The organism is Streptomyces sp. AB3(2024) (assembly GCF_041862025.1).
Lineage (GTDB): Bacteria > Actinomycetota > Actinomycetes > Streptomycetales > Streptomycetaceae > Streptomyces.
Window position 1 is genome coordinate 1 of sequence record NZ_JBGWAB010000266.1, and the last position, 3990, is coordinate 3990.

At 71.4% G+C, this 3990-nt stretch carries 3 protein-coding genes and 2 pseudogenes; 2 read left to right on the plus strand and 3 right to left on the minus strand.

Annotated elements, in window-relative coordinates; translation table 11 throughout:
* From ACEPPI_RS40045 to ACEPPI_RS40055, 3 genes and pseudogenes are all read right to left on the minus strand, one after another.
* A pseudogene (locus ACEPPI_RS40045) lies at window positions 1-174 on the minus strand (sulfate adenylyltransferase small subunit); the annotation flags it as partial.
* Entirely contained in the window at window positions 171-743 is a 573-nt protein-coding gene (gene cysC / locus ACEPPI_RS40050) for an adenylyl-sulfate kinase (RefSeq protein WP_373920168.1), read from the minus strand. The pseudogene ACEPPI_RS40045 and the gene cysC, both read right to left, overlap by 4 nt.
* Entirely contained in the window at window positions 743-1426 is a 684-nt protein-coding gene (locus tag ACEPPI_RS40055; RefSeq protein ID WP_373920169.1) for a phosphoadenylyl-sulfate reductase, read from the minus strand. Before ACEPPI_RS40055 ends, cysC begins: the two co-directional genes overlap by 1 nt.
* Window positions 1427-1795: 369 nt before the next feature.
* Here ACEPPI_RS40055 and ACEPPI_RS40060 point away from each other — a divergent pair, with 369 nt between their 5' ends.
* Window positions 1796-3541 (plus strand): hypothetical protein, encoded by a 1746-nt coding sequence (locus tag ACEPPI_RS40060; RefSeq protein WP_373920170.1) that lies wholly within the window; start codon window positions 1796-1798, stop codon window positions 3539-3541.
* Window positions 3538-3990, plus strand: a pseudogene (locus tag ACEPPI_RS40065) (hypothetical protein); the annotation flags it as partial. The gene ACEPPI_RS40060 and the pseudogene ACEPPI_RS40065, both read left to right, overlap by 4 nt.

A 3990-nucleotide genomic window follows, 5' to 3' on the forward strand; every position in this document is an offset into this window, starting at 1 on the left:
CGCCTTCAGCGCCAGGTGCAGCATGACGATGGAGTCCTTGCCGCCGGAGAACAGGATCACCGGCTTCTCGAACTCGCCCGCCACCTCACGGAAGATGTGCACCGCCTCGGACTCCATCGAGTCCAGGTGGTGCAAGGTCCTGGCCGCCTTGTGCAGGGGAACGACGGTGGTCACACGAGACCCCTCTGGTCGAGCAGCGCGTAGAGCTCCGCTGCGGATTGGTGGACGGTCCGGTGGTGCGACTCGATGCGCAGGTCCGGGGTTTCCGGCGCCTCGTACGGGTCGTCGACCCCGGTCAGACCGGAGATCTCGCCCGCAGCCTGCTTGGCGTACAGGCCCTTCACGTCCCGCTCCGAGCACACCTCGACCGGGGTGGCCACATGCACCTCCAGGTACGAAGTGCCCGCCGCGGCGTGTCGCTTCGCGACGGCCTCACGGCTGTCGGCGAACGGCGCGATCACCGGGACGAGGGCCTTCACGCCGTTGCTGGCCAGAAGTTCGGCGACGAACCCGATCCGCTGCACGTTGGTGTGCCGGTCCTCCCGGGTGAAGCCCAGGCCCGCGGAGAGGAACTCACGGATCTCGTCCCCGTCGAGGACCACCACCCGGTGCCCCTCCGCGCGCAGCCGCTCCGCCAGCGCGTAGGCGATCGTGGTCTTCCCGGCGCTGGGCAGCCCGGTCAGCCACACGGTGGCGCCCTGGTCGCTCACGCTCATCTGCCTGCTCTCCGTATGTGTGGTCATCAGCCGTGGAGTCCGCACTCGGTCTTGCCGCGCCCGGCCCAGCGTCCGGCCCGTGCGTCCTCGCCCTCCGCCACCCGGCGGGTGCAGGGGGCGCAGCCGACGGAGGCGTAACCGTCCATCAGCAGCGGGTTGGTCAGCACCCCGTGCTCGGCGACGTACGCGTCCACGTCGTCCTGGCTCCAGCGGGCGATCGGGGAGACCTTGACCTTCCGCCGCTTCTCGTCCCAGCCGACCACCGGGGTGTTCGCCCGGGTCGGGGACTCGTCGCGGCGCAGCCCCGTCGCCCACGCCTCGTACGCGGTCAGGCCCTCTTCGAGCGGCTTGACCTTGCGCAGCGCGCAGCACAGGTCCGGGTCGCGGTCGTGGAGCTTGGGCCCGTACGCGGCGTCCTGCTCGGCCACCGTCTGGCGCGGGGTCAGGGTGATGACGTTCACGTCCATCACCGCCTCCACCGCGTCACGGGTGCCGATGGTCTCCTCGAAGTGGTAACCCGTGTCCAGGAACACCACGTCCACCCCCGGGAACACCCGGGACGCGAGGTGGGCGACCACCGCGTCCTCCATCGAGGAGGTCACGCAGAATTTCCTCCCGAAGGTATCGGCGGCCCACCGCAGGATTTCCGGTGCGAGTGCATCCTCCAGTTCCCGGCCCGCCCGCTCGGCCAGCATTTCGAGATCGGTCATCCGGCGGCTCCTTTACTGCGAAAAGCGGCGCACGGGCAGGAATTCGCTCCGCCGAGATTAGCAATGCGAACACGTAAAGCACTGACGGTTCGCTGATCGCGGCCATTTTCGGCCCGAACGGCCCGAAGGAGCTATCGTGGGCCTCTCACCTGGGATTCCAGTCATTTCTGGGGATTTGCGGGGCGCGGTCAGGGAGCGGTAAGAGCGCTATCAGCGGACCGCCAGCACCCCTGTGTCACAGTGGGCCGAAAATTGCGTCGAATCCCGTGCCGGCCGACGGGCCGGAATGTGCGGATCCAGCGAATACAGCCACCCACCGGCCGGTCTATGCATTCTGGCCGACATCCCCCGGAGAGGGCACGCGGAGAAATGAGACTGCAAGGACTGCGGCGAGGCAGGCTGATACGCCGCCTCGCGCTCTGTCTGTCGGCGGTGGGACTCACCGCCTCCATGCTCACCGGAGCGGAACCCGCCGCCGCCGGCACGCCGGTCACCTGGACCTCCACCTTCCAGGGCACCGACGGCGTCACCTACTCGGCGACCAACCACCTGGTACCGGCCTCCAACGGCCCCGGACGGCAGTGGATGCTCGTCTGGGCCGGCCCGGCCAAGCAGCCCGCGCCCGACTTCCTGACGGTCATCGACGCCACCCCGGGCTCCCCCACGTACGGCAAGGTCGCCAACACCGTCACCGTCGGCCCCAACAACGGCAACGAGCCGCACCACATGCAGTACGTGTGGCACAAGGGCGACCGGATCTACGCCGGCGGGATCATGAGCGACACCACCTTCGTCTTCGACGCGAAGGCGCTGCCCGCGCTGACCATCGCCGGGGTCAACTCCACCGTCGACACCCCCTGCGGGACCCTGCCCGACGCCTACCAGGTGCTGAGCGACGGCACCGCGTACGGCACGTACATGGGCGGCCCGAACGTGACCGGCCCCTGCACCTACACCAACGGCCAGGTGCGGGTCGGCAACGGCGCCGCCGGCTCCCCCGGCGAGATCGTGCGGATCGGGCAGGACGGCAGGACCCTCGCCGAGATCCCGGCGGCCACCGAGGCCGGCGAGGACCCGGCCCAGTGCGGCAACGTCCCGGCGCTGCCCGCAGCGACCTGCGCGAACCCGCACGGGGTCGCCGTCCGCGAGGACCTGAACGTCATGGTGGCGAGCGACTTCGCCGAGGCCCGCAACTTCATGACGCCCGACTCGGTACTGAAGGAGAACCTGGCCCGCCAGACGGTCCGCGTCTTCGACATCAGCGACCGCAACAACCCCGCGCTGCGCTCGGTGTCCAAGGTCGCCGACGGACCGCGCGGGGCCCAGGAGCCGCGTGCCTTCTTCCGCGAGTCCCGGGTGGTCATGGAGACCGCGCTGACCAACCGGCCCGGCCACAAGGGCGCGTTCGTCTCCTCCATGGCCGGCGGGGCCGTCTTCTACACCCCGGACATCACCGCGCCCGCACCGCAGTGGAAGGAGGTCTTCGACGACACGACCGCCTACCGCAGCTTCCAGCGCGACCCGGGCGTCACCGGCAGCGGGGACAACGGCAGCTGGCTGGCCGTCAGCCCCGACGACCGGTTCCTCTTCCACACGGTGATGGGCCAGTCGGTGCCCTACGGCAAGCCCCTCGACCAGACCACCGGCATGATCTACGTCCTCGACATCCAGAAGCTCCTCGCCGCCGGTGACGGGGCCAAGTGCTCCGTCGACGAGCTGGCCGAGGCGAGCCGGGGCGGGCACGAGCGGGACTGCCCGGAGCTGGTCAGCACCGTACCGATCCGCGACGTCAGCTCGGGCGGCCCGCACTGGGGCGCCATGGACAACTTCCGGCGGGGCGCGGACGGCGTCTACCGCGAGACGCAGGACGTCGGCCGGATCGCGGTCGCCAACTACTTCGTCGCCGGGTCCTTCGGCGGCGGCGGCGACCACCGCGTGTGCATGTTCGACCTCGACCGGCGCGGCCGGGTCTCCCTGGACCGCTCCTTCCGCGACGAGAACACCGGCAAGCCCTGCGTGGGCTTCAACCGGGCGTCCTGGCCGCACGGCGACACCGGGGACGCCCAGCCGCACGGCGTCCTGTTCGTGGTCAGCGACAGCGTCGTACGACGGTGAGCGCCGTCCTCGCGGCGGCGGTCGTCCTGACCGCCGCCCTGGCGCTCGGCCTGGTGCTGCTCCTGCGCACCCGGCTGCTGCGCCGCCGCACCACCGCCTCGGCGTACTTCGCCGCGGCGGTGGCGTGCGCGGTCGCGGCCGGGCTGTGGATCCCCTCCGGATCCGGCGGCCCGGCGCGGCCGGTGGCCGGGGGCCCGCTGCTGGGCTCGCTCGGGCTGGGCGCCCGGCAGGTCCCGGTGCTGGTGGTGCCGAACCGGCCCGGGTACAACCTGGTGGCCGTCGCCGCCGACGACGCCCGGGCCGGGACCGGCCGCGACCGGCTCGTCAAGGGCGAGCGGCGGCCCGGTTCCACCCTGACCTGGGTACCGGTCGAACTGCCCGCCGGGCCCGCGCGGGTGTGGGTCTCCGCCGGCGGGGCCCTGGCGCCGCTGGCGGTGGACACGGGCCGG